The sequence below is a fragment of the Micromonospora purpureochromogenes genome, from assembly GCF_900091515.1.
Lineage (GTDB): Bacteria > Actinomycetota > Actinomycetes > Mycobacteriales > Micromonosporaceae > Micromonospora > Micromonospora purpureochromogenes.
The window spans coordinates 5,948,697-5,972,515 of record NZ_LT607410.1 but is presented as its reverse complement, the minus strand read 5'-3'; the positions used below and the strand labels follow the sequence as shown (position 1 = coordinate 5,972,515).

General features: G+C 73.1%; 24 protein-coding genes and 1 pseudogene. 12 read left to right on the top strand and 13 right to left on the bottom strand.

Translation table 11 applies throughout. From position 1 onward, the window contains the following. Positions 1 to 112: 112 nt before the first annotated feature. Positions 113 to 1,072, bottom strand: a complete 960-nt coding sequence (locus tag GA0074696_RS27260) for a LysR family transcriptional regulator (RefSeq protein WP_088963724.1) — start codon at positions 1,070 to 1,072, stop codon at positions 113 to 115. Positions 1,073 to 1,110: 38 nt separating this feature from the next. On the opposite strand from GA0074696_RS27260, the gene GA0074696_RS27255 reads away from it, so the two are divergent. Both GA0074696_RS27255 and GA0074696_RS27250 read left to right on the top strand, forming a co-directional pair. Continuing rightward, positions 1,111 to 1,998: a serine hydrolase gene (locus tag GA0074696_RS27255; RefSeq protein WP_088963723.1), complete on the top strand. Its 888-nt coding sequence runs from the start codon at positions 1,111 to 1,113 to the stop codon at positions 1,996 to 1,998. 155 nt (positions 1,999 to 2,153) lie between these two features. Beyond that, positions 2,154 to 3,122 (top strand): MBL fold metallo-hydrolase, encoded by a 969-nt coding sequence (locus GA0074696_RS27250; protein ID WP_088963722.1) that lies wholly within the window; start codon positions 2,154 to 2,156, stop codon positions 3,120 to 3,122. Positions 3,123 to 3,182: 60 nt separating this feature from the next. Here the strand turns inward: GA0074696_RS27250 and GA0074696_RS27245 are convergent, their stop codons facing one another. From GA0074696_RS27245 to GA0074696_RS27235, 3 genes are all read right to left on the bottom strand, one after another. After that, on the bottom strand, positions 3,183 to 3,410 hold the full coding sequence (locus GA0074696_RS27245; RefSeq protein ID WP_088963721.1) for a TM2 domain-containing protein: 228 nt from the start codon (positions 3,408 to 3,410) through the stop codon (positions 3,183 to 3,185). A gap of 133 nt (positions 3,411 to 3,543) precedes the next feature. After that, complete coding sequence (locus tag GA0074696_RS27240; protein ID WP_088963720.1) at positions 3,544 to 4,083, bottom strand: DUF1697 domain-containing protein; 540 nt, start codon at positions 4,081 to 4,083, stop codon at positions 3,544 to 3,546. Then, complete coding sequence (locus GA0074696_RS27235; RefSeq protein ID WP_088963719.1) at positions 4,080 to 4,808, bottom strand: dienelactone hydrolase family protein; 729 nt, start codon at positions 4,806 to 4,808, stop codon at positions 4,080 to 4,082. The genes GA0074696_RS27240 and GA0074696_RS27235 overlap by 4 nt, the downstream gene beginning before the upstream one ends. A gap of 233 nt (positions 4,809 to 5,041) precedes the next feature. On the opposite strand from GA0074696_RS27235, the gene GA0074696_RS27230 reads away from it, so the two are divergent. The 3 genes from GA0074696_RS27230 to GA0074696_RS27220 all read left to right on the top strand — a co-directional run bounded on the left by GA0074696_RS27230 (position 5,042) and on the right by GA0074696_RS27220 (position 10,445). Beyond that, positions 5,042 to 6,805, top strand: coding sequence for a DNRLRE domain-containing protein (locus tag GA0074696_RS27230; protein ID WP_088963718.1), 1,764 nt, complete (start codon positions 5,042 to 5,044; stop codon positions 6,803 to 6,805). A 319-nt stretch (positions 6,806 to 7,124) separates the two neighbouring features. Further along, entirely contained in the window at positions 7,125 to 9,248 is a 2,124-nt protein-coding gene (locus tag GA0074696_RS27225; RefSeq protein ID WP_088963717.1) for a M6 family metallopeptidase, read from the top strand. A gap of 99 nt (positions 9,249 to 9,347) precedes the next feature. Beyond that, positions 9,348 to 10,445, top strand: a complete 1,098-nt coding sequence (locus GA0074696_RS27220) for a hypothetical protein (RefSeq protein ID WP_088963716.1) — start codon at positions 9,348 to 9,350, stop codon at positions 10,443 to 10,445. Positions 10,446 to 10,464: 19 nt separating this feature from the next. Here GA0074696_RS27220 and GA0074696_RS27215 read toward each other — a convergent pair whose 3' ends face one another. From GA0074696_RS27215 to GA0074696_RS27195, 6 genes and pseudogenes are all read right to left on the bottom strand, one after another. Next, positions 10,465 to 11,868 carry an amino acid permease gene (locus GA0074696_RS27215; protein WP_088963715.1) on the bottom strand — a complete coding sequence of 468 codons (1,404 nt, stop codon included), beginning with the start codon at positions 11,866 to 11,868 and terminating at the stop codon, positions 10,465 to 10,467. Between the two features lie 73 nt (positions 11,869 to 11,941). Continuing rightward, positions 11,942 to 12,505: an SOUL family heme-binding protein gene (locus GA0074696_RS27210; RefSeq protein ID WP_088963714.1), complete on the bottom strand. Its 564-nt coding sequence runs from the start codon at positions 12,503 to 12,505 to the stop codon at positions 11,942 to 11,944. A 40-nt stretch (positions 12,506 to 12,545) separates the two neighbouring features. Then, positions 12,546 to 12,992, bottom strand: coding sequence for a YqeB family protein (locus tag GA0074696_RS32115; protein WP_231925167.1), 447 nt, complete (start codon positions 12,990 to 12,992; stop codon positions 12,546 to 12,548). 115 nt (positions 12,993 to 13,107) lie between these two features. Next, positions 13,108 to 13,206: pseudogene (locus GA0074696_RS32760) on the bottom strand (YqeB family protein); the annotation flags it as partial. Positions 13,207 to 13,265: 59 nt separating this feature from the next. Beyond that, on the bottom strand, positions 13,266 to 14,048 hold the full coding sequence (locus tag GA0074696_RS27200; RefSeq protein ID WP_088963713.1) for an ABC transporter permease: 783 nt from the start codon (positions 14,046 to 14,048) through the stop codon (positions 13,266 to 13,268). After that, on the bottom strand, positions 14,045 to 14,944 hold the full coding sequence (locus GA0074696_RS27195; RefSeq protein WP_088963712.1) for an ABC transporter ATP-binding protein: 900 nt from the start codon (positions 14,942 to 14,944) through the stop codon (positions 14,045 to 14,047). Before GA0074696_RS27195 ends, GA0074696_RS27200 begins: the two co-directional genes overlap by 4 nt. 132 nt (positions 14,945 to 15,076) lie before the next feature. On the opposite strand from GA0074696_RS27195, the gene GA0074696_RS32110 reads away from it, so the two are divergent. The 3 genes from GA0074696_RS32110 to GA0074696_RS27180 all read left to right on the top strand — a co-directional run bounded on the left by GA0074696_RS32110 (position 15,077) and on the right by GA0074696_RS27180 (position 17,606). Further along, complete coding sequence (locus tag GA0074696_RS32110) at positions 15,077 to 16,315, top strand: sensor histidine kinase (protein WP_088963711.1); 1,239 nt, start codon at positions 15,077 to 15,079, stop codon at positions 16,313 to 16,315. Then, complete coding sequence (locus tag GA0074696_RS27185; protein WP_269458697.1) at positions 16,303 to 16,989, top strand: response regulator; 687 nt, start codon at positions 16,303 to 16,305, stop codon at positions 16,987 to 16,989. The genes GA0074696_RS32110 and GA0074696_RS27185 overlap by 13 nt, the downstream gene beginning before the upstream one ends. 116 nt (positions 16,990 to 17,105) lie before the next feature. After that, positions 17,106 to 17,606: a hypothetical protein gene (locus GA0074696_RS27180; protein ID WP_088963710.1), complete on the top strand. Its 501-nt coding sequence runs from the start codon at positions 17,106 to 17,108 to the stop codon at positions 17,604 to 17,606. Between the two features lie 160 nt (positions 17,607 to 17,766). Here GA0074696_RS27180 and GA0074696_RS27175 read toward each other — a convergent pair whose 3' ends face one another. Beyond that, complete coding sequence (locus tag GA0074696_RS27175; protein WP_088963709.1) at positions 17,767 to 18,552, bottom strand: D-Ala-D-Ala carboxypeptidase family metallohydrolase; 786 nt, start codon at positions 18,550 to 18,552, stop codon at positions 17,767 to 17,769. 324 nt (positions 18,553 to 18,876) lie between these two features. On the opposite strand from GA0074696_RS27175, the gene GA0074696_RS27170 reads away from it, so the two are divergent. Both GA0074696_RS27170 and GA0074696_RS27165 read left to right on the top strand, forming a co-directional pair. After that, a complete protein-coding gene (locus tag GA0074696_RS27170) occupies positions 18,877 to 19,518 on the top strand; it encodes a DUF6642 family protein (protein ID WP_088964839.1) in 642 nt (213 codons plus the stop codon). Positions 19,519 to 19,572: 54 nt separating this feature from the next. Beyond that, positions 19,573 to 20,037, top strand: coding sequence for a PPOX class F420-dependent oxidoreductase (locus GA0074696_RS27165; protein WP_088963708.1), 465 nt, complete (start codon positions 19,573 to 19,575; stop codon positions 20,035 to 20,037). Positions 20,038 to 20,047: 10 nt separating this feature from the next. Here GA0074696_RS27165 and GA0074696_RS27160 read toward each other — a convergent pair whose 3' ends face one another. Further along, positions 20,048 to 20,689, bottom strand: coding sequence for an NAD(P)-dependent oxidoreductase (locus tag GA0074696_RS27160; RefSeq protein ID WP_088963707.1), 642 nt, complete (start codon positions 20,687 to 20,689; stop codon positions 20,048 to 20,050). Positions 20,690 to 20,815: 126 nt separating this feature from the next. After that, positions 20,816 to 22,048 carry a serine hydrolase domain-containing protein gene (locus tag GA0074696_RS27155; protein ID WP_088963706.1) on the bottom strand — a complete coding sequence of 411 codons (1,233 nt, stop codon included), beginning with the start codon at positions 22,046 to 22,048 and terminating at the stop codon, positions 20,816 to 20,818. 78 nt (positions 22,049 to 22,126) lie between these two features. Between GA0074696_RS27155 and GA0074696_RS27150 the strand changes: the two genes are divergently transcribed. Together GA0074696_RS27150 and GA0074696_RS27145 are read left to right on the top strand one after the other, a co-directional pair. Beyond that, complete coding sequence (locus tag GA0074696_RS27150) at positions 22,127 to 22,720, top strand: pentapeptide repeat-containing protein (RefSeq protein WP_088963705.1); 594 nt, start codon at positions 22,127 to 22,129, stop codon at positions 22,718 to 22,720. 208 nt (positions 22,721 to 22,928) lie between these two features. Then, on the top strand, positions 22,929 to 23,816 hold the full coding sequence (locus GA0074696_RS27145; RefSeq protein WP_231925166.1) for a hypothetical protein: 888 nt from the start codon (positions 22,929 to 22,931) through the stop codon (positions 23,814 to 23,816). Positions 23,817 to 23,819: the final 3 nt, after the last annotated feature.

The window sequence follows — 23,819 nt, the reverse complement described above, 5'->3', positions numbered from 1 at the left end:
CGCCGGAAGCGCTTCCACGGCGTCGGCCGCAGGGTGCCACCCGCCTGTCCTACCCGGTCGGGCCGCTCCCTCACGGGCCCGCCCGGGTGATCTGCGACAAGCCCACCACTCCTCAGTCGGACGTGGCGTCGAACAGCACCGGCCAGGGCCGGGCCGACGGCGCCACCGCCGCCGGCGGCGCGGGCTCGACAGTGGCCAGCACCTCGGCCGCGAACTGGCCGAACATCGGCGCCGCGGGGTGCGGCGCGCGGTCCGGCCAGGCCGCCGCCGTCCGCTTCACCAGCGGTCGCCCGGCCAGCGGGCGCCAGGCGATCCGGGGCTCCCGGCGGGCCAGCGACTCCGGCTCCAGCGCCACCGCGCCGCCGGCCAGCAGCAGACCGAAGATGAACTCCGGATTGCGGGCCGGCCGCACCCGGCCCGGCGTGAAGCCGTGCCGGCGGCAGACGTCAAGCACGTGGTCGTACCAGCCGGGGGCGGTGGACCGGGGCGCGGCGACGAGGTCCAGCCCGGCCAGGTCGGCCAGCGCCACCTCGCGCGGCCGGGCCAGCGGCGAGGCCCGGGGCAGCAGCACCCCCACCGGTACGGTCACCGGCGGGCCGAAACGCAACCCGGCCGGCTCCTCCGGATACTGCAGCAGCCCGGCGTCCAGCCGCCGCTCGGCGAGCATCCGCACCTGCTCGGCGCTGGTCAGCTCGTGCAGGTCGACGTCGAGCCCCGGCGCGGCGGCGGCCAGCCGGTCCAGCAGGGCGCGCAGCGTCACCGCCGGCGTCTCCGGGGGCACGCCGGCCCGGAACACGCCCAGCGCGCCGTCGCGGACCTGACGCATCAGGTGGCGGACCCGAAGCTCGCCGGCCAGCAGCTCCTCGGCCTCGCCGAGCAGCAGCTGCCCGGCGGTGGTCAGCCGTACCTGCCGCCGGGACCGGTCGAACAGTTCCACCGCCAGCTCGCGTTCCAGGCGCTGGATCGACTGGCTCAGCGGGGGCTGCGCCATGCCCAGCGCCTCGGCCGCCCGGCCGAAGTGCAGCTCGCGGGCGACCACCACGAAGTGCCGCAGGTGGCGGAGCAGATCCACGCCCGGACCCTACGGCAGCCACCGGTTACCGTGCCGGGGTGGCAGCGGAGCAGCGCGTCGAGGAGATCTTCGCCCGGGTCGGCATCACCGGCAGCCTGCACGTCGTACCCGTGGACGGTCCGGCCGGGCGGGAGGTCGCCGTGCGGGCGGACGAGCAGACCCCGATCGCCTCCGTGTTCAAGATCCTGCTGGTGCTGGAGTTCGCCCGGCAGGTCGCCGCCGGGCAGCTCGACGCGAGCGAGCGGGTGCTGGTCCGGGCCGGTGACCGGCTCGGCGGGTGGGGGGTGGCGGGCTGCGCCGACGACGTCGAGGTGTCCCTGCGCGACCTCGCGTACTTCGCCATGTCGGTCAGCGACAACACCGCCGCCGACCTGCTGCTGCGCCGGGTCGGCGCGGACGTGCTGCCGATGCTCGCCGCCGAGCTGCACCTGCCGCGTACCCGGATCCTCGGTGGACCCAGGCAGCTGGTGGAGCTGATGCTCGCGGACGTGGGCGCCCACACCGAGGCGGACTTCGCCCGGATCTTCCCGACCCTGCCCGAGGAGCGGGTCCGGGCGATGCGGGTCTTCGACCCCGCGCACACCACGTCGAGCACGGCCCGGGAGATCACCCGGCTGCTCGGCCTGATCTGGCGGGACGAGGCGGGCCCCGCCGCGGCCTGCGCCACCGTCCGGGAGCTGATGTCGCGGCAGCTCTTCTGGACCCGGCTGGCCTCCGGCTTCCCGGCGGGGGTACGCGTCGCCGCGAAGACCGGCACCCTGCCCGGGCTGCACCTGGAAGCCGGGGTGGCGGAGTACCCGGACGGCAGCCGGTACGCGATGGCGGTCTTCGCCCGCACCGACCGGCTCGCCACCCGCCGGATCGACGTCGACCTGGCCATGGGGGAGGCCGCCCGGACGGCGGTGGAGGCGTTGCGGGCGGCCTGACTTTTCCGCACACCGACCCGCACCTTCGGCGGCGGTGAGCTGCACCGATATTACTGCGGATATCGCCCACGCCGGCCTTCGATCTTGGACGTGGCGGCGGGCGCGGTGGTGGGGTGGAAACCGACCGCGCACACCGCAGACGGGGAGGATCCACCATGTCCGCACGCCCGCTAGACCGCCGCCGCTTCCTGAGCGCCACCGCCGCCGGGGCCGCCGTGGTGACCGCTGGCGGACTCGCCACCGGGACGCCGGCACAGGCCGCGCCGACCGCCACCGCTGGCCGCGCCCGCCAGGGTGCGGTGAGCTTCCGCTGGTGGGGCACCTCCGGCTGGCGGATCGACATCGGCGACCGCACCGTCCTGGTCGACCCGTATCTGAGCCGCTACGACACCGGTCTGTTCCGGGGCGCCTTCGACCCGGCCACCCCGCTGACCGTCGACACCGCCGTCGTCGACTCCCTCGTGGACCGGGCCAGCACCGTGCTGGTCACCCACACCCACTGGGACCACTACAACGACGTGCCGCACATCGCGAAGAAGACCGGCGCCCGGGTCTTCGGCACGCTGACCGCGTACCACCTCGGGCTGGCGTACGGGCTGCCGGCGAGCCAGCTCAGCCCGGTCAAGGGCGGGGAGGTGCTCGACTTCGGCGACCACACCGTCGAGGTGGTCAGCTCCCTGCACAGCCGCAACGCCGGCTGGTCGATGGCCTTCCCCGGCGTACGGGTCTGCCAGCCCACCCGGCCCGCCGCCATCGCCGACCTGCCGGAGGGGGACACGCTGGCGTACCAGGTGCGCGTCGACGGCGGTCCGTCGGTGTTCTTCATGGGTGCCAGCGACTTCGCCGAGCGTAACCTCACCGGGCTGGCCCCGGACGTGGCGATGGTGGCGTTGCAGTCCACCACCGCGACCGCCGACTACGTGCCCCGGCTGATGGCCGCGCTGGACCACCCGAAGGTCGTGGTGCCGGTGCACTGGGACAACTTCGAGACCCCGCTGACCAACCCGCCGGTCGTCGGCCCCGCCGACCGGCGGCGGCTGGACGACCTGGTCGCCGCCGTCCGCCGGGCCTCACCCCGCACCCGCGTGCTGGTGCCGGAGTACGGGACGGCGTACCACTTCTAGGCGGGGACGCGGCGGGGCCGGGATCGCGAGGATCCCGGCCCCGCCGGCGTACGCCCGGTATTACTTGGCGAGCGGCTGGCCCTGCTTGTCCTTGAAGGAGCCGACCAGGATCATGATGAAGTCGATCAGGGTCCAGATCCCGAGGCCACCGAAGGTGACCAGCTGGAGGACGCCGGTGCCGACCTTGCCGACGTAGAAGCGGTGCACGCCGAGGAAACCGACGAAGAAGCAGAGCAGCAGGGCGACGACCCAGGACTTCTGGGTGCCGACGGTAACGGGAGCAGTCACTGCGGTCCTTTCTCAGGTGAGATAGCCGCGGGAGCGTATCGAGGGGCACCGACCCGAGGCAAGATCGTAAAATCGCCGATCAGCCGGATGGACGAGCAGTTCCGGACCGATCTGGTGGCCCGGGCCGCTCCGGTCAGGACGCGGTCAGGTCCCGCAGGGCCCGCACCGACTTCCAGTTGCGGGTCGTGGCCACCACACCGAGCTGCTTCTCCAGGTAGGCGTTGGTGAACTTCGACCGGCCGTACCCGCCGTCGGGGAAGTGCAGGTGGACCTCACGACCGGCCACGGTGAACTCGACGTTCTCGTTGCCGGGCACGGTCAGCGCCGCGACCTTCGCCTTCGTCGGGGCTTTGGCCAGGAAGGCGACCAGCAACCGGGTCGGGTCGTCCTGCCGGTCGGCGTACGGGCTGCCGTCGATCACCGCCGCCAGCTCCGCGCCGCTGCGGACCAGCACCGGCACGGTCAACCCCAGCTCGCCGGCGAGCGCCTGCTCGATGCCCTTCGCCAGCCGGGCGGCGTCGCCGGAGGTGCTGCCGAACACGACGTTGCCCGACTGGAGATAGGTCTTCACGTCGGCGTGCCCCAGGTCGGCGACCAGGCGACGCAGGTCCGCCATGGCCAGCCGGGTGGTGCCGACGTTCACGCCGCGCAGCAGCCCCACGTACCGGATCATGCCGGCTCCCCGGCGGCGCTCAGGTGCCGGTCGAAGAAGGCGACGATGCGGCGCCGGGCCTGGGTCGCCGACGGCTCGTGCGGCCCGCCACCGACGCGGGCCACCACCTGCTGCATCCGGGGCAGCTCGCCCGGCCGATGGTGGTTGAGGAAGCCGTGCCGCGCCTGCGGGTAGACGGTGACCTCGTGCGGGACCTCATTGGTGGTCAACGCCGACTCCAGTCTGGCCGGGGCCGACCGGAGGGCGACGTCCTTTCCAGCGAAGCTGCCGATCACGGGGCACGCCTCGGCCAGCAGCCGTTCGGCGGCCTTTGACACCTGCCCGTAGTTGATGCTCGCGGCGGCGAACCCGTGCCCGGGCGCGAGTTGCAGGGCGAAGCCGCCGCCCATGCAGAAGCCGATGACTCCGATCCGGCCGGTGCAGCCCGGCCGTCCGGCGAGCCAGGCGCGGGTCGCGTCCAGCTCGTCGAACGCGCGGCCGGTGCCGCTGAGCAGCGCGCGGATGGTCGCGCGCACGCAGCGGCCCCGCTTGTCCCACGAGTAGAGGTCGGGGGCCACCGCCAGGAAACCCGCGCCCGCCAGCCAGTCCGCCTGACGGCGGACGTCCGGCGTCAGGCCGAAGGCGTCGTGGACGACGACCACGCCGGGCCGCGGCCGGTCACCCTCCGGTTCACTCAGGTACGCGGGCAGCGTCCCCTGAGCGATCGGGATCTCCACGTCGGCCACGGAACCTCCTCACCTGTCGAAGTCCGTACCGCCCAGCCTAGGCAGACTCTCCCCCCACGTGAAGGCGCGAAGCGCCCGGGCGCCGGGTCTACCTCAGGGTCGGCGGCGGCGGGATCCCGGGAAGCCGCCGCCGGTCGAGCGCGGGTGCCCCGTTTGTGATGTTTCGCGTCCGGCGCAGCGGTCCCCACGGCTGCCCGCTTGACCGCTGCTGACCCCGTCGTTTACATGAGCCAATGTGGACCTTCCCGCGGCTGCTCGCCGCCGCCAGTTCGCTTCTCGCCCTGGTCGGGGCAACGCCCGCTCCGGCGGCGCCCGTGGAAGGGCCGCGTTCGAGTAGTGCCCCCGCCACCGTCGGCAGTTCGATCAGGACCGTTGAATTGCCGGCGCAGACCGACACCTGGGTGATGAATCGCACCTACACCTCGTCACAGTCCGGTTCGACCCACCTCGGCGTCGGGACGTACGACGGATCCCACGTCGCGCGTTCCTTCGTGCACTTCACCACCGCGCAGTTCACCGGCCGGCGGATCGCGTCGGCGCGGCTGCGGTTGCACAACTACGAGTCGCTGACCTGCGCCGGGAGCGCGATCCGCGTCGCGCCGGCCCAGGCATCCTGGTCCTCCTCCACCCTGACCTGGGCCAACCAGCCGGCGGTCGACAACACGCGCAGCGTGGCAACCACGGCCGCGTACGGCTACACCGGCTGTTCCAGCGCTTATGTCTACTTCGACGTGACCTCGACGGTGCAACGCTGGGCGGACGGATATCCGAACTACGGGCTCCGGATCGCCGCGGACGAAGAGACCACCACGACGAGCTGGCGACGGTACCGGTCCGCGAACTACGCCAGCGGCGACGTCGCCCTGGAACCGCACCTCGAGGTCACCTACCTGCCCATCAGCTCCTCGGCGACCCAGTTCCAGATCAACCCCGGGCACAGCGCGGCGCAGACGGGCGAGAGCATCGCCCCGCCGCTGCGCCTGCTCTGGCACCGGCAGAACAACCTGCAGCCGTACGCGGGCAGCAGTCAGGGGCAGGCGCCGCTCATCGTCGGCGACCTGGTGTTCAGCCTTGAGCTGCAATACCAGGCAACGGTTCTCAGTGCCCGCCGGTTGGCCGACGGCAGCTCGCTGTGGCAGCGGGTCTTCCCGCTCGACGGTTACGGCTGGGGAAGCCTCGCCTACGCGGGCGGACGACTCTTCGCCCTGCACCAGTCCCGGGTGACGGCGGTGTCGCCGGACACCGGGTCGGTGCTGTGGAACTCCGGCGTCTATCTGAGCACGGGCGGCCTGGGTGCGGCGACGGCGAGCATCGTCGTGACGGGCAGTCAGGCGTTCGATGCCGCCACCGGACGCGAGCTCCGCCGGGCCTCGATCGGCGATCAGTGGGTCTACGGCGGCACGCTCCTCGACGACGCCTGGTACGTGCGATCGACCGAGCACACCCGCCGCTACTCGCTGAGCACGGGTGAGGTGGTCTGGGAACAGCCCCCGGCGCCGCTGTCCAGCAGCGAGGATCCGGTGGTGGCGAACGGGTCCTACGCCATCCACACCGAGTACGCCAACGACGTGAACAGGATGTACGTCCGGCGGTCCGCGGACGGGGTCCTGGTCCGGACGTTGTCGGGCTCGGTCCCGCCCGCCCTGATGAACACCACGGCATTCATCGGCGATGGGCGGTCGGTGTCCGCGGTCGACCTGACCACGGGCGCCAAGCGGTGGTCCCGAACCGACCTGCCCGAGGCGCTCGCCATGTCCCCGGTGGTCGCCAACGGCCACGTCTACGTCGCCACCGGCGAATGGGACAGCGGGCCGTCTCATCTCTATGTGCTGCGCGAGGACACCGGGGCGGTGGCCTGGAGCACCGCAGCGCCGGTACCGGGCTGCGGGTTCAGCCTCTTCTTCTCCTACGGGAACCGCCTACCATCCATCGCCGTCGCCGGTCGACGCGTCATCGTGCCCATGCAGTGCGGCATCGCCGTGTACGGGCCCGCCTGACGCCGGGAAGGCACCGACTGCGCTTACCCCGGTTTCCGAACCGAAGTGCCGCATTCACCGACAGGGGCGGGCCGGCCGACCGGAGAGGCACGGTGGCGCTTGCGGCTGACGTCCACCGTCGCCGACGGTGTCCCGTATTCGTGACACATCTGTTATGTGACGGGACTTCGCATTGACCGTCGCAAGTGGTCTGCTGAGGCTCTATTCCCTGGTCAGCTGCGGTGTGGGCGCAGCGTCGCAGGAGTCGAAAGTGTTACACGCAAGGACCGGGTGGAACCCGTCCGCCCGGCCCCCACCGGCAGGAGGCAACCGCGTGCGAATGAGACGACCGAGCCGGATCGCGGCCGCGGTGGCGGGCGTGACGGCGCTCGCCTTCACGGTCTCGGCCCCGGCCGAGGCGAACGATCACGAGAACCTTCCCGGCGAACCGACCATCACGCTGCCGATCAACGACAGCGCGGCGGGCGGCACGTACAACCAGGACTTCACCCGGGTGTACGCCAACACCACTCCCGACGGCACCCCGGTCTACATCTACGTCCCGGCAGGCACCCCGCTCAACGGCACCGCCCCGACCGGGGTGAGCAGCCTCGACCCGCAGTTCGACCACAACCCGGCCGACGAGTTCACCCCCTGCGCCACCGCCACGGCGGCGCAGTTCACCCTCACCCAGGCGCAGATCGACTACATCGGCGACAAGCTCGCCGACCAGATCGTGGCCGTGGACGAGGAACACTTCGGCGAGATGGAAGCCGCCGACCCGGACGAGCCGGCCAGCGACTCCCTCGTCATGGTCATCTACAACATCCAGGACGACGCGTACTACGACTGCGCGGTCACCTCGTACACCGCCGGCTACTTCGCGCCGGACTTCATCGACAGCAACGGCATGAACGTGATCGTGGTCGACGCCCTCGACTGGGCGAACCGGGTCGGCCCCAACACCTCGCCGTGGCGCGACGCCAACCCGGCCAACGACCGGCCCGAGCTGTACGAGGGCACCGTCGCCCACGAGTTCGAGCACCTGCTGCACAACTACAGCGACCCCGGCGAGCTGTCCTGGGTCGACGAGGGCCTGGCCGACTTCGCCATCTTCCTCAACGGCCTCGACGCCGGCGGCTCGCACCTGAGCAACCACCAGGTGTTCTACGAGGAGACCTCGCTGACCCGCTGGGGCGGCACGCTCGCCAACTACGGCGCCTCCTTCACCTACTTCCAGTACCTCTGGGAGCAGGCCGGCGGCAACGGCGACGGCACCTACACCCCGGACAAGCAGTACGACGGCAGGGCCGGTGACCTGCTGATCAAGATGATCTTCGAGGAGCAGGCCGACGGCATGGTCGGTGTGCAGAACGCGATCGACGACTTCAACGCGGCCACCGGCGCCAACCTGCGCAGCGCGGCGGACCTGTTCCGGGACTGGTCGGTGGCGGTCTACCTGGACGACGAGCGCTCCCCGATCTACGACATCAAGGCCTTCAACTTCGGTGACCCGGCCGACACGTCCTGGACCATCGACATCGCCGACGACGTCTTCTGGAGCGGCCGGGGCAGCTACGACGGGGCCACCCCCGAGGCGAAGTGGGCGCGGCTGAAGAACCGCCCGGACACCACCGCCGTGCCGTTCGGCATGGCGGTCGAGCGGTTCCGCAACCCCGGCCCGACCGTCTCGCTGGCCTTCGCCGGCGACGCGCAGACCGTCATCGCCCCGCACACCGGCACCACCCACTGGTACGCCGGCTACGAGAGCCAGTCCGACAACATCCTCGACGTCGCCACCTCCGGCACGGTCCGCTCGCTGGACTTCTGGAGCTGGTACTTCATCGAGGAGGGCTGGGACTTCGGCTTCGTCGAGGCCCAGGTCGGCGGCAACTGGGTCACCGTGCCGCTGAAGAACGACGCCGGACAGGTCGTCACCACCAACGAGGACCCGCACGGCAACAACACCGAAGGCAACGGCCTGACCGGCACCTCCGGCGGCGAGTACTTCGTGGACGACCCGGTCTACGTCCACCTCACCGCCGCGTTGCCGGCCGGTGCCACCGACGTCCGGTTCCGCTACTCCACCGACGCCGCGTACCTGGACACCGGCTGGTTCGTCGACGACGTACGGGTCAACGACGCCGCCGCGACCCTCACCTCGCCGGCCGGGGACTGGTTCCAGACCACCGGCACCCAGGACAACAACTGGACCGTGCAGATCGTCTCCCACTGCGACCTGACCCCGGGCGCCACGACGGCGGGGGAGACCACCGACGGCGTCGGGAACTGGGTCTACCGGTTCACCGGGGACAAGGTCGACGTCGCGAACCTGAAGACGAAGTGCGCCAGCGGCAACCAGGACGACTTCGCCGTCCTGATCTCCAACCTGCCGACCGGCGACCTCACCTTCCTGGACGCCGACTACACCTTCCGGGTGACCAACACCGGCAACCGGAAGTAGGGGCGTACCACCATCGGGTGGGCCCGCGCCGCAGGTCGGCGCGGGCCCACCGCCCTGTCACGGGTCGCCCGCGCCGTCGCCGGCGGCTACCGTGCCGGCATGAGATGGGTACGCCTCGTCGGCCTCGCACTCGCCGGTGCGGCCGCGGTGCTCTGGGCGGTCGGCATGACGGTGCTGCAACCGCTCGCCGAGCCGCTCGGGCCATGGTCCGAACAGCTTCCCGGCAGCGCGACCTACTGGCCGCGGGACGTGCGTTTCCTGGCGATCGCCGGGGTCGTCCTCGGGCTCGTGCTGGCCGGTGCGGGAGACCGCCGGTGGACCGGCCGGGCGGTGCTGCTCGGCGCCGGTTGGGTGGCCGCCGATGTCGCGCTCGACCGCGCCGACGTCACCGGCGTCACCGCGACCGTGCTGCTGTGCGTCGTGGGGTGGACGGTCATCGGTCTGCTCGCCGGGATTCCGGCGACCGGGCAGGGGTGGCCGGGCCGGCCGGCGCACTGGCGCCGGCGGCGCGCCCTGGGTGTGGCGGCGGCTGTCGCCGCGACGCTGGTGCTGGTCGCCGGGCTGCTGGACGCGCCGCCGGGCCAGGCGTCGCGGCTGGACCGGGCCGCCGTCCCGGCCGGCCTGCTTCTGCTCACCGCGGCGGTCGGCTGCGCACTGGCCGCGGCGCCCTCGACGCGGGGGCGACGAGGCTGGGCTGCCGCGACGGCGACCGTCGGCGCGGTCGGTCTGGTCGCGCTCCGCCTCCTGCCGCCCGATCGGCGCACGCTGCCGCTGCTCGCGCTCGGCGCGCTGCTGCTCACCGGTACGACGCTGCTCTCCTGGGACCGGCCGGGCGGGCGTCCGGCCTGGCGACGGCACGCCCTCGCGGGGGCCGGGGCGCTCGTCGGCCTGCCGATGGCGGGGTTCGCGTCGCTGGTGGTGACGAGCGTGCCGGTGGGTGCCGTGCTGACCGACTGGGCCGGCAACCTCCCGCTCGCCGACCTGGACCGGCCCCTGTCGCTGCTCGGCCTGCTCACCGGGCTGCTGCTCGGGCTCGTGCTGGCCTGGCCGAACGCGCTCGGCTATCGCCCCGAGCCGACCGCTCCCACCGGGCCCGCCGACCCTTCCGGTCCCGCCGGGCCTGCGGGGGCGCCCGACCCTTCCGGCCCCGCCGGCGCCGCCGAGGCGGCCGACGCGCCGGGTTCGGCGGCGCCCTGATGCCCCTGCTCGCCTCCGCTCAGCTTCGGCGGGCCAGCGCCGAGCGGCGGTAGCCGTACAGGGCGTAGACGACCGCGCCGATCACGAACCAGACCGCGAACCGCAGCCAGGTCACCGGGGCCAGGAAAGTGATCAGCCAGACCGAGAAGAGCGCGCCGACCGCCGGCACCACCGGCATGCCCGGCAGCCGGAACGTACGCGGCGCGTCGGGGCGGCGGTAGCGCAGCACGATCACCGCGATGCAGACCACCACGAAGGCCAGCAGGATGCCGATGTTGGTCAGCTCCGCCGCCTGCCGGATCGGCAGGAAGCCGGCGATCAGCGCCGAGCCCACGCCGACGATCCAGGTGACCCGGATCGGCACCCGGCGCACCGGGTGCACCTTGGCGAACCAGGCCGGCAGCAGTCCGTCCCGGCTCATCGAGAACCACACCCGGGTCACTCCGAGCATGAAGGTGAACATCACGGTGAGGATGCCGATGATCGCGCCGACCGCGATCACGCTGGCCAGGCCGGAGAGGCCGACCGAGGCGAACGCCGAGGAGAAGCCGCTCTCCGGGTCGATCTCCCGGTAGTTCTGCATGCCGGTGAGCACCAGCGTGGCCAGCACGTACAGCACCATCGAGATGAGCAGCGAGTAGATGATCGCCTTGGGCATGTGCCGGCGGGCGTCCCGGGACTCCTCGGCGGCGGTGCTCATCGCGTCGTACCCGAAGACGGCGAAGAAGACGGTGGCCGCGCCGGTGAACGCCCCGCTGATGCCGAACGGGAAGAACGGCGAGTAGTTCGCCGTCCGGATGTGGAAGAAGCCGACCACGATGACCAGCAGCACCACGGCGACCTTCAGCCCGACCACCAACGTCTCGAAGCGGGCCGCCGTCTTGATGCCCAGGGTGAGCAGGAACGCGATCAACAGGCAGAGCACCACGGCGAACAGGTCGACCACGTGCCCTTCGCCGGTGCCCGGCGCGCCGAGCATCCAGGCCGGCAGGTCCGCGCCCAGTTCGCCGACGAGGAAGCTGAAGTAACCGGAGATGCCGATCGCGACCACCGCCACGATCGCGGTGTACTCCAGCAGCAGGTCCCAGCCGATGAACCAGCCGACCGCCTCGCCGAGCACTGCGTAGCCGTAGGTGTAGGCCGAGCCGGCCTTCGGGATCATGCCGGCGAACTCCGCGTACGACAGCGCGGCCGCCGCGCTGGCCAGGCCGGCGATCAGGAACGACACCAGCACGGCCGGGCCGGCGGTCTCGCTGGCGACCGCCCCGGCCAGGGCGAAGATGCCGGCGCCGATGATCCCGCCGATGCCGATCGCGGTGAGCTGCCACAGCCCCAGCGAGCGGGACAGCTGCTCAGTCGTGTCGGCGATCTCCTCGACCGGCTTGCGGCGGAAGATGCCGGTGCCGTTGCCTGCGGAGCTCATCGTCGTCCCCTTCACCCTCAGTGTCGAGTCCCGCCGGGGGACGTACGCCCCAACGACGCGACCCGGGCCCCGGTCACTCGACGACCGGGAGCACGACCTCGTTGCGGCGCAGGAACCAGGGCTTCCATGGTGGGTCGAAGCGGGCGTACCGGATCGCGCCGGTGGGGCTCAGCCCCGCCGCGGTGACCGCCCGGCCCAGCGCGGTGGCCCGCTGTTCGAACGCCTTCTGGCTCCACCGGCCGGAGAACCGGATGGCGGCGGCGAGCTGTGCGGGGACCTCCCGGACGGTGATCCGGGGATCCTCCGGCTCGGGCGCGGTGGCGGCGGTGAGCGCGGCCGGCAGCACGAAGCGCACCACCCAGCAGCCGGGTCGCTCACCCTCCTCCTGCACCACCGGCGCCGTCCGCGCGATCTGCTCCGAGCCGGCGGACTCCTGCACGACCGGGGCGGTCATGCCGACCTTGCGCCGGGACCGGTTCGCCCCGGAGATGTACGCGGCCAGCGGCCGGAACCCCACGTTGCCCGCCTCGAGGAACGACCCGTCGACGCGCAGCTCGGCGACCAGGTGGGCGGGGTACCGGCGCAGCTCGAACCCGGGGTGCCTGGCCACCACCCGGTACGGCTGCTGCTCGGTCATGGGCCACGCTCCCGGCCGTCAGGGCTCCTCCACAGCCACGCTACCGTCCGTTACCGGTCTCTTCCCGGTGAAGCGGCCGGACCAGCCGCCAGTACTGCCGCTTGTCCTCGTCGCGTACCACCACCCCGATCCGGGCCAGTTCCCGGCGCAGGTCCCGCGCGTCGTCGCGGCGGTGCGCGTCGACCGCGCGCTGCCGGGCTCGCAGCAGCGCGTCCGTGCCGGCCGGCAGCCCCGGCAGCCCTTCCACCCACCGCCGGTACGCGTCCCGGTGCGGGTCGGCCTCCTGCCACGGCCAGCCCTGCCCGGTGAACGCGGCGCGCAGTCGATCCCCGCTCAGGTCCGACTTCTCGCGGGCCAGTTCGGCGCCGTCGGAGTCGAGCAGCACCAGCGCCTTGCCGTCGACGAAGACGCAGGCGACCGAGGCGCGGGCGACGTCCCGGCCGTGGCCGTCGCGGTGCAGCCGCACCGCCGTCCGGTCGACCGTCACGGTGAGCCGTTCCCGCGTCCCGACGTACGCGACGAGCAGGCCGGCCAGCGCCGGGCAGCGCCGTACCGCCGGCCAACGCCTGCCGCTCGGGCAGCCCGGCCAGCAGCTCGAACCACCCCTGAAACGGCACCCACGGCAGGTCGGCGAGCCAGCCGGACACGGCGGTCAGCGCCGCGCCCAGCCCCGCGCCGAGCAGCGGGAACCCGCCCCACATCAGCACCAGCTCCCCGACGCCGCCGTCGACGATGCTGGCCTGCTCCTCGGCGCGCATGCTCACGCCACCTCGCGGCGCAGCGTGCGGACCAGGCCGGCGGCGAGCGGTGCCACCATCCAGACCAGCAGGGACATCGCGAGCCGCCCCCACTGCCCGGCGGTCACCTGGGGGCCGAACAGCGGCTCCATGGTCACCGAGGTGTCCAGCCAGCGGGCCGGTCCGCGCAGCGCCGCGATCATCATGGCGAGGATGCTCCACACGGTGGGCAGCAGCAGGTAGGTCACGATCGCCAGCGGGGTGTTCAGCAGCAGCAGGCCGAAGGCGGCACCCATCAGCACGCTGGTGACCTGGAGCACGGCCGCGTGCCCCAGCTGGGACCAGTCGAAGGTCCAGCTGCCCGCCCCGCCGGTGGCCCGGGCGGCCAGCGTGCCGGCGGTGGCCACCGCCAGGCTGACCGCCACCGAGGCCAGCGCGGCCAGCACCACCGCGGCGAGCTTCGCGACCACCACCCGTTCCCGGCGCGGCACCAGCGCGAAGGTGGTCAGCGCGGTGCGCTGCGACCACTCGGCGGTGATCGACAGGATGCCCAGCACCGGCAGCAGCAGCCCGACCGGCAGCAGCGACGCGGTGAAGAACGCGGTGAAGGTCTGCGCGGCCTCGTCGAGGACGAAGAGCTGCACGGTGGCGATGGCGGCGGCGATCAGCCCGATGGTGGCCAGCAGCCAGCTGCCGGCCCGGGTGTCGGCGAGCTTGCGCAGCTCGACCTCGGTCAGCCGGACCAGCGACGGTCCGGGCGGCGCGGGACGGACGGCGACGGCGGGTGCGGCGGTGGTGGCGGTCATTTCACGGCTTCCTTCGTCGACGTGCCGGCGGTGAGGGTGAGGAAGAGCTGTTCGAGGCCGCCGCTGCCGGCGGGCCGCAGCTCGGTCAGGACGAGACCGGCGTCCGCGGCGGCCTGCCCCACCGCCTCGGCCTCGGCCCGCACCAGGAGCCCGCCGTCGGTGCCGGCGTCGGCGGGCAGGCCGGCCCGGTCCAGGGTCAGCCGCAGCGCCCGCGGGTCCCGGGCGCGGACCAGGGTGCCGGTGCCGGCGAGCAGTTCGTCCTTGCCGCCCTGCGCGACCACCCGGCCGCCGCCGATCACCACCAGGCGGTCGGCGACGGCCTCCACCTCGCGCAGCAGGTGCGAGGAGAGCAGCACGGTGCCGCCCCGGTCGGCGAAGTCGCGCAGCAGGCCGCGCATCCAGAAGATCCCCTCCGGGTCGAGGCCGTTGGCCGGCTCGTCCAGGACCAGCACCCGGGGGTCGCCCAGCAGCGCCAGCGCTAGGCCGAGCCGCTGCCGCATCCCCAGCGAGTACGCCCCGACCCGCCGCTTCGCCGCCGCCGCGTTCAGCCCGACCAGGTCGAGCTTGGCGGCGACCTGCCGCCGGTCGACGCCCAGGGTCCGGGCGGCCAGGGCGAGCGCCTCCCGCCCGGTGCGCCCCGCGTGCTGGGCCGAGGCGTCGAGCAGGACGCCGACCTCCCGCCCCGGGTTGGGCAGCTGCCGGTAGGGGCGCCCGGCGACGGTGGCCCCGCCGGACGTCGGCGGGGTCAGCCCGCAGATCATCCGCATGGTGGTGGACTTGCCGGCGCCGTTCGGGCCGAGGAAGCCGGTGACGGTTCCCGGCTCGCAGCGGAACGACACTTCGTCCACGACGGCGTGCGGCCCGTACCGCTTGGTGAGGTGTTCGACCGTGATCATGCCGTCGAGCCTGTCGGGGCCACCCGGTGTCGCGCTGCGGCCGGCGGTCGAGCGCCGGGTACACCTGTGGCCACGGCGGTCGTCGACTTTGGTAGCTGTCGCCGACGCCGGACGGCTACCTACCATTGGCGGGTGAGCAGTGCCGTCGTACCCGAATTCCCCTGGCTGTTGCCGGGAGCCCTGACCCGCGCGACCCCGGTGGCCCGCACCACGCGGGACTGGCTGGTCGACGGGCTCGCCTTCCTGCTCGCGCTGGGCTGGGTGCTGCTGGCCTTCGGGGACTCGGTCGGGCCGACGCCGGAGTTCGCGCTCAACGCCGGGCCGTCCTGGCTCAACGAGGCCGACCTGGTGGTCGGCTTGCTCAGCACGGCGGCCCTCTGGCTGCGCCGGCGCTGGCCGGTCGCGCTGGCCGTGGTCAGCCTGCCGCTGGCGGTCTTCTCGGTCACCGCGGCGGTGGCGCTGCTGATCATCCTGTTCACCGTGGCGGTGCACCGGCCGTTCCCGGTGGCGGCCGCGCTGGTCGGCGCGCACCTGCTGGTCACGCCCGTCTACAACAGCCTCCGGCCCGACCCGGCCCTGCCGTTCTGGGCCGCGACGGTCTGGACGGCGTCGTTCCTCGGCGGGGTGCTGGCCTGGGGGATGTTCGTCCGGGCGCGCCGCCAGCTGGTGACCTCGCTGCGGGAGCGCGCGCACCGGGCCGAGACCGAGCAGCAGCTCCGGGTCGCCCAGGCGCGCCAGCTGGAACGCACCCGGATCGCCCGGGAGATGCACGACGTGCTCGCCCACCGGATCTCCCTGCTCAGCCTGCACGCCGGAGCCCTGGAGTTCCGGCCGGACGCGCCCCCGGAGGAGGTGGCCCGGGCGGCCGGGGTGATCCGCGCGAGCGCCCACGCCGCCCTGCAGGACCTGCGCGAGGTGATCGGAGTGCTGCGCGCGGAGGTCAGCGGGGAGGAGGAGACGCCGGAACGCCCCCAACCCACCCTCGCCGACGTACCGGCGCTGATCGGCGAGTGCCGGGCGGCCGGCGTACGGGTGAGCACCGAGGACCTGGTCGTCGAGCCGGCGACGGTGCCCGCCGCGGTCGGGCGCAGCGCGTACCGGATCGTGCAGGAGGGGCTGACCAACGCCCGCAAGCACGCCCCCGGCGCGGTGGTCCGGGTCCGGTTGGCCGGCCGGCCGGGCGACGGGCTGACCGTGGAGATCCGCAACCCGTGGCCGGTGGGGGAGCCGCCCGAGCCGGCCATCCCGGGGGCCGGCACCGGCCTGGTGGGCATCGCCGAGCGGGTCACCCTGGCCGGTGGCCGGCTGGCGTACGGGCGGGACCCGGCGGGCGACTTCCGGCTCGCCGCCTGGCTGCCGTGGCCGGCGTGACGGGGGATGGCGCACCGATCCGGGTGCTGATCGTCGACGACGACGCGCTGGTCCGCGCCGGGCTGTCGATGATCCTCGGCGGGGTGCCCGACGTCCGGGTGGTCGGCGAGGCCGCCGACGGCGCCGAAGTGCCGGCCGCCGTCGAGGCGTACGCGCCCGACGTGGTGCTGATGGACATCCGGATGCCCCGGGTGGACGGGCTGGCGGCGACCGAGGCGCTGCGGGCGCTGCCCCGGCCGCCGGAGGTGCTGGTGCTGACCACCTTCGACGCCGACGACCAGGTGCTGCGGGCGCTGCGCGCCGGGGCGGGCGGCTTCCTGCTCAAGGACACCCCGCCCGCCGAGATCGTCCAAGCGGTGCGCCGGGTGGCGGCCGGGGAGGCGACGCTCTCCCCGACCGTCACCCGCAAGCTGATCACCCACGTCACCGCCGGCGGGCCGGCCGGCCCGGATCCCCGCCGGGAGCGGGCGCTGCGGCTGCTCGACGGGCTGACCGGGCGGGAACGGGAGGTGGCCGTCGCGCTGGGTCGGGGCCGGACGAACGCGGAGATCTCCGCCGACCTGTACATGAGCGTGGCGACGGTCAAGGCGTACGTGTCGCGGCTGCTGACGAAGCTGGAGCTGAACAACCGGGTGCAGGTGGCGCTGCTGGTGCACGACGCGGGCCTGGTCTGACGACGACAGCCACCGCGTGGCGCGATTGAACTTTCGTCCGGTTCGGGCCGTACCACTGGCCGAGGATGCGCTGCGGCGATCAGCCGCAATCGCTGCCGAGCTGCGGGAGGCCTGCCGTGCGAGTTGGTGAGCAGTCGACGGATCCCATCGATCAGATCCTGGGCGAGGTGCCGGTGCCGGCGCCGCTGACACCCGAGGACGTCCGGCTCGCGGTCCGGGCGGTGGTGGTGCACGCCGCCGAGGAGTGGCCCAACGGGCCGCTGTGCCGCAACGACGGCGCGTCGTACCCGTGCCGCCTGCACCGCTGGGGCCGGCGCGTGCTGGAGGCGCACGGGCTCAACGAGCGTCAGATCGACGCGCTGATCCGGCACGGCAACCCCTTCGTGCACGTGCCGTTCCCGTTCACCTTCACCGGTCCGGCCGCCGCCCGGGCCGACCGGCCGGCCCCGGTCCACCCGGGCCGTACCCCGACCGACCGGCCGGCTCACGGCCATCCGACGCGCGGCCAGACCGGCCGGGTCACCGCACCGGGAGTCCGGCCCGTCGTCCGGTCCGGTGGGCCCGGCCGGCCGGTGGCACCCCCCGCCGCCGCGCCGCGCTGGCCCCGGGCGAGCTGAGCGGAGGTACGACCGCCCGCATCGCCCGGGTGCCACCTCGCCGGCCGGCCCGACGGTCCCCTACCCCGGGCCGGCCGGCGACGTGCTCGCCGACCGGTGTGTGCGCGACGTGGCGGCGTCCCAGGGAGGGGACACCGCCACGTCGGGTGGATCGTTCGGCTCAGTCGCCGCTGCCCACCCCGCAGTTGGGGGCGGACCAGGAGGTGGTGTTCGCCGTCCGGTCGCTGTTGTTCTCCCGCCGGGAGTCCACGTGCACGTGGGTGCTGTGGCCGGGGTACCCGGGACCGAGGATCCCGCTGAACCCGTGGTTGCGCGAGGCCCGGGCGAGTTCGCACAGCGACCTGTTCCGCGAGGTCAGGTCGGCGGCGTTGCCGTAGAGGTGCTGGCTGTCCGACGCGCCGCCGACCTGGTTGTTGCAGGCGGTGCTGCGGAAGCCGCTGGTGACGTTGATCGGCTGGTCGCCCAGCCCCCGGCGCAGCGCCTCCAGCTTCCACATGGTCCGCACCGCGTTGGCCCGGGTCCGGTCCGCCGACAGCGGGCCCCCGCTCCACCCGCCGCGGCCGCAGCCGTTGTCCAGCTCGGAGTAGCTGAAGTGCGCCGGGGTGCAGTCGTTGTCCTGCAACTGGTAGAGCTTGTTGAAGGTCTGCGGCCCGGCGATGCCGTCGCTGCGCAGCCCGTACGCCGTCTGGAACCGCCTGACCGCGGCGGCGGTCTCCGGTCCGTAGCGGCCGTCGATGCGGACGATCCCGCCGGCGCCGGCCCAGCCGGCGACCCGGATCTGCAACTGCCGCACGTCGTTGCCGGAGCTACCGGCGGAGAGGGTGCGTTGCCAGGTGTAACAGCCGTCGGCGTGGGCCGCTGGAGCCGCGACCACCGAGGCGATCGCGGCGCCCGGCAGCGCCAGGGCGAACGCGACAGCAGCTCGCTTCAAGGTGTTCACGCGCACAGAAGTCCTCCCGATAGGAGAGCGATTGAGATGACCCGTCAGGACATCGACCGGAACGTCCCGCGCTTTTCACCCTGACAGTTCCGCTGCCGGTTGGTGGCGATTAATGAGAATTGTCCTCACGATCGGCCTTGGCTGGGCATTGCCTGTGAATTGGGGTGAATTGCGAAACACCCATTCGGAACAGGCGAGGTGCGACCGGAATGGACGACCCGGCAGGGCGGCAAGGTGACGCCAGGCGTCGGCCGGCACACGCCGGGTGATGTCGCCGCCGGGTCCGGGACCGGTAACGTCAGGCGCGGCGGTGTGACGGGGGAGGTGGACGTGGCACGCGGTGGCGTCTTCTGCGTCGAGGGGCAGTGGCACCGGGACCTCAACGAGCGCGGCTCCGTGCTGCCCACCCTGGAACTGCTGGAACGGCTCGGCCGGATCCGCTTCATCCACAAGGACGCCGCCACCCGGGACGAGCTCTTCTACTTCCTCGACCGCTGGCTGCTCAAGCAGTACGCCGACTACCGGGTCGGGTTCTTCGCCATGCACGGCGAGCCGAGCCGGCTCTGCCTCACCGACTGGGATTCGGTGGAGCTGACCGACGTGGCGCAGCGGATGGCCGGCCGGTGCGAGGGACGCCGGCTCTATTTCGGCAGCTGTTCGGTGCTGCGGGCCTCCGACGCCGTGCTGCGCGACTTCCTCGAGGTCACCGGCGCGGCCCTGATCTGCGGTTTCACCCGCGACGTCGACTGGGTCGAATCGGCCGCCTTCGAAACCGTGCTGCTCGACGTGCTCGCGAACGGCCAGCGGCACAACGCCGCCGAGCTGCGGATGGGCTCGGCGCACTGGGCGCCGCTCGCGGCGTACCTCGGTTTCCGGGTGATCTACGCCAACGGCCGCGCCTGGCGCCCGGCGGCCCGGCCCCGGGTCCCCACCCAGGCGGCTCCCGGCGGGGTCGCCGACCGGGCCCGCTGACCGGGCCCGGCCCGCGGCCGGAGCCCGCCGGCCCGCGCCTGGTAGAACCGACGCATGGCACGCACCATCGCGAGCAACACCCGGGTCGACCGGAACGCCCTGATCGAGTTCATCCGCCCCCGACACCGGGTCCTGCTGATGACCACCCGGTCCGACGGCCGGCCGCAGTCCTCGCCGGTCTCCTGCGGCGTCGACGCCGAGGGCCGGCTGATGATCTCCACCTACCCGGAGCGGGCGAAGGCGGCCAACATCCGCCGCGATCCGCGCGTCTCCGCGTGCGTGCTCTCCGACGACTGGGACGGCCCCTGGGTGCAGGTCGACGGCACCGCCGAGGTGCTCGACCTGCCGGACGCCCTGGAGCCGCTGGTGGAGTACTTCCGCAGCATCTCCGGCGAGCACCCGGACTGGGACGAGTACCGGCAGGCGATGGTCCGCCAGGGCAAGTCCCTGATCCGGGTCACCATCGACAGCTGGGGGCCGATCGCCACCGGCGGCTTCCCGGCCCGGCTGGCGGACTAGGTCCTAAGCCTCAGTACGCGGCGGTGAACCGCATGTTCTCGAAGCGCGGGTTCTCGATCTCGTCGACGACGGCGACCGCCATGTCCTCGTAGGTCAGCACCGAACGGCCGCCCTCGTCGACCACCGGGTGCTCGGTGCCGGTGCGGTAGCGGCCGGTCCGCTCGCCCGGGTGGAACTCCATCGGCGGCGGGGAGAGGTACGTCCAGGTCAGCCCGTCGGCCGAGGACCGGTAGAGGGCGAGGGCGTCGGCCTGGCCCAGCGCCGCGTCCCGGTACTCGTCGGGGAAGTCCGGCTCGTCGAGGATCGGCGTGTCGTTCGGCGTCAGCAGGGTCGCCCCGCCGCCGACGTGGATCAGCCGGGGCGGATTGGGCACGTCCCGCAGGACGGTGACCAGGTTCTCCGCCGCGTCGCGCCAGAGCGGCCGCTCCCCGCCGCCGATCGCCACGACGATGACGTCGGCGTCGGTGGCCAGCTCCCGGACGCTCTGCGCCGAGGTGGCGTCCCCGGTCACCACCTTCACCCCGTCGGGTAGCCAGGTGAGCGCCTCCGGGCGGCGGACCGCCGCCGTGACCCGGTGCCCCCGATCGGCCGCCTCCGTGACGATCCGCGAGCCCGCGGTGCCACCGGCGCCGTACACCACGACGTTGCTCATGCCGGCACTCCGCTGCGCTGCGTGCCGCCATGAGGCACCCTCGCGCTGAGCCTGATGATTCGCTCGCTGCGCTCGCTCATGCCGTCCAGGCTATGGACCGGTCCGGCCGCCCGTCGGCGGAACGGCTCAGTCGACCAGGGCGGAGTAGACCAGCTGGCGCAGCTGCGAGCGCAGCGGGTAGGTGCTCGACGGCATCAGCTGGGTGAACAGCAGCGCGGTGACCTCCTCCACCGGGTCGACCCAGAAGGCCGTGCTGGCCAGGCCGCCCCAGTAGTACTCGCCGACGCTGCTGGGCACCCGGGCGGGCACCGGGTCCTGCACCACGGCGAAGCCCAGGCCGAAGCCGATGCCGTCCAGCACCGTCTCGGCGAACCCCTCGGGCTCGAAGGACGCCAGGTCGCCCCCGCCGGGCAGGTGGTTGCGGGTCATGTAGCGCACCGTGCGGGGCGCGAGCAGGCGTACGCCGTCCAGCTCGCCGCCGCGCAGCAGCAGCTGCGTGAACCGGTGGTAGTCGGCGGCCGTGGAGACCAGCCCGCCGCCGCCGGAGAGGCAGTCGGGGCGGTTCAGCGCGGCGGCCCCGATCCGGTCGACGCGGACCGCCTGCCCGGTGCCGGGGTGCGGGGTGTAGAGGGCGGCGAGCCGCTTGGCGTCCGGCTCGTCGACCCACCAGCGGGTGTCGGTCATGCCCAGCGGGGTGAGGATCCGCTCGGTGAAGAACGCGTCCAGGCTCTGCCCGGAGACCACCTCGACCAGCCGGCCCAGCACGTCGGTGGAGACGCCGTAGTTCCAGCCGGTGCCGGGCTGGAACATCAGCGGCAGCCGGGCCATCCCGGCCGAGGCGCCGGCCAGGTCCAGCCCGGCCGGCACGCCCAGGTCGTAGCCGGCGGCGCGGTAGAGGGCGTCGACCACCGAGCTCTGCGCGAAGCCGTACGTCAGGCCGGAGGTGTGGGTGAGCAGGTGCCAGACCCGGATCGGCTCGATCGCCGGCACCGTGTACGGCTTGAGCGCCGAACCCTTGTCGAAGACCCGGACGTCGGCGAACTCCGGCAGCCAGCGGCTGATCGGGTCGTTCAGTTCGAAGTGGCCCTCCTCCCAGAGCATCATCGCCGCGACGGAGGTGATCGGCTTGGTCATCGAGTAGATGCGCCAGAGGGTGTCCCGCTCCACGGGCGCGCCGGCCTCCACGTCCCGCATGCCGTACGTCGAGGAGTGGGCGATCTCGCCGCGGCGGGTGACCACGATCTGCCAGCCGGCGAGCCGGCCGTCGTCGACGTACCGGCCGAAGTGTTGGTCGATGCGCGCGAGTCGCGCCGGGTCGAAGCCGATGAGGTCCGGGTCGGTAGTACGGTCCACGCTCACGTCGCCGAACCTACTAGCCGGTACGGCGGCGGCGGAAGGCCCACGGCCGCTGTCGGTGCCCCCGCATAGGGTGGTGCGATGCCCGAGCCGACCGAGGACGTCACGTTCCGCCACGAAGACTGGTACGCCGAGGAGCTGGTCGACCGGCACTTCGTGAACTGCGTCTTCCACGACGTCGACCTCACCGAGGCGGTCAGCCAGGGGGCCTCCTTCACCGGATGCACCTTCGGCAACGTGCGGTTCAACTCCTCCCGGCACGTCGACTCGGCCTTCACCCGCTGCGTGTTCAAGCGGTGCAACTTCTTCGAGGCCGAGTTCACCGGCTGCAAGCTGGTGGGGAGCACGTTCGACCAGTGCGACCTGCGGCCGTTGCGGGTCGCCGGCGGCGACTGGTCGTTCGTCGCGCTCCCCGGGGCGGACCTGCGCGGGGTGAGCTTCACCGACGTGCGGATGCGGGAGACGGACCTGACCGGGGCCGACCTGACCGGGGCGACGGTGACCGGTGTCGACCTCTCCGCCGCGCAGCTGCACGCCGTGCGGCTGGGCCGGGCGGACCTGCGCGGCAGCGACCTCACCGCGCTGGACGCCACGGCGGTCGAGCGGGCCGGCGCCGTGATCGACTCGGAGCAGGCGCTGGTGCTGGCCCAGGCGCTGGGCTTCGAGATCCGCTGATTCCCGGTGGACCTGGCTGGCCCGAACCGGACGGTGCGGCTATAACTGACAGGAAGGTTTCCATTACTACCGCTTGGTAACGAACTGGAAACTTCCATGCCCGCGTAGGTGGCGCAAGAGGCCGTTCGGATGAAAACGTGAGGCGGCTCACGCCGCGACCCGCGACCGCCGCGCCGGCGCGACCGTGGGTGGGGAGAGCGGAGAAGCGGTGACGGACGACGAGCTGAGACGGACGGGCGTTGGCCGGGGCCTGAGCACGGCCCGTCGGATCGCCCGGCACCGGCACCGTCGTCGGTGGACCGTCGAGGCGCTGACCGCCGTCGTCTGCCTCGCCGCGCTGGTGGCGTACCTCAGCATCGATCCGGAGCCCGAGCCGCGCGGCGAGGGCGCGGCGCTGCCCGGCGCGGCCTCGACGCCGGCCGGCCGCCCGACCGGCCTGCCCGGCCAGGTGACCGAGGCCGGGGTCGCGTCGCCCGGGCTGCGGCCCCGGCAGCGCCCGCCCACGCCCCCACCGTCGCCCTCGCTGACCCCGACGCCGGCGCCGCAGCCGACGACGCCGCTGCTCAGCGTGGACCGGGCCGACGTGCCGGCCATCGTGGACCTGACCCACCTCGGCACTCGGGACTGGGTGCACTGGGGGCTGCGCGGCCCGGACTCCGTGGTCCGCAAGCGCGAGGGCTCGGGCGAGATCCGGGACGAGGGCGGGCCGGGCGCGCGGAGCAGCTACGACACCGACCCGGAGCTGTTCGGCTGGCGCGACGGCGCCCCGGTGCAGGGCGAGGGTGGCACCTCGACCGGCATCCACACCTGTGGCGTCGGCAACGGGTTCCGCCTCGCCGTGCTCGGCAGCGGCGAGTTGCGCACCGTGCACCTCTTCGCCGGGCTCTGGATGGCCCGCGGCCGGCTCGACGTGCGGCTCTCCACCGGCGGCCCGACCAGCACCCTGCGCCTGGAGGATCCGCACACCAACCACAGCGCCCAGTTCGTCGTCCGGTTCCGGGTCGCCCCGGGGCAGAAGCTGCTGATCTCCTGGACCACCGAGGAGACCTTCAACGACTGCGGCAACGTCGCCCTGCGCGCGGTCGCCCTGCGCTGATCC